This window comes from Faecalicatena contorta (assembly GCF_021531995.1).
Lineage (GTDB): Bacteria > Bacillota > Clostridia > Lachnospirales > Lachnospiraceae > Dorea_A > Dorea_A contorta_A.
This window is the reverse complement of record NZ_JAFBIZ010000312.1, coordinates 1-440: the sequence shown is the minus strand read 5'-3', so window position 1 is coordinate 440 and position 440 is coordinate 1. Positions and strand designations below refer to the sequence as shown.

General features: G+C 32.5%; 1 protein-coding gene. It reads right to left on the bottom strand.

The window, feature by feature from the left end:
* The coding region (locus tag JQM82_RS16115) for a helix-turn-helix domain-containing protein (protein ID WP_235251432.1) at positions 1-405 on the bottom strand (405 nt) is incomplete at its 3' end.
* Positions 406-440 lie beyond the last annotated feature (35 nt).

The following is a 440-nucleotide window of genomic DNA, read 5'->3' as shown; positions in this document are numbered from 1 at the left end:
CTCCTGATCTTTACAAGGTAATTCTTCGAAGCTAATATTTTTTCCATCTAATACAAGCCTTGAAAATTCTAATGTATCTACCTCTATCGTTGCTGTATCATTTCGTTTGTATGCTTTTGATTTATATAAATACGGTTTTTGAAGACCACTTTTTACAGTAAGTTTTATCGTCTGGTCATTATTCTGTATTTCAAGTGTATAGTTTGGTTGAGGTGATATACTGTCATTGATTTTATTTTCGATATCCAGACAGGCCTGTTTTACATCTGGCAATCCTTTCACATTTCCATTATCACCAACCCCAAAAAGAATTGTTCCACCATTGTAATTCGAAAAGGCACTAACTGTTTTCAAAAAAGTATTCGTAATCGTTTCCTTGAATTCTAATATTCTTGTTTCACGCATAGTAATCGTTCCCTTTCCAACCATAATGATTATAT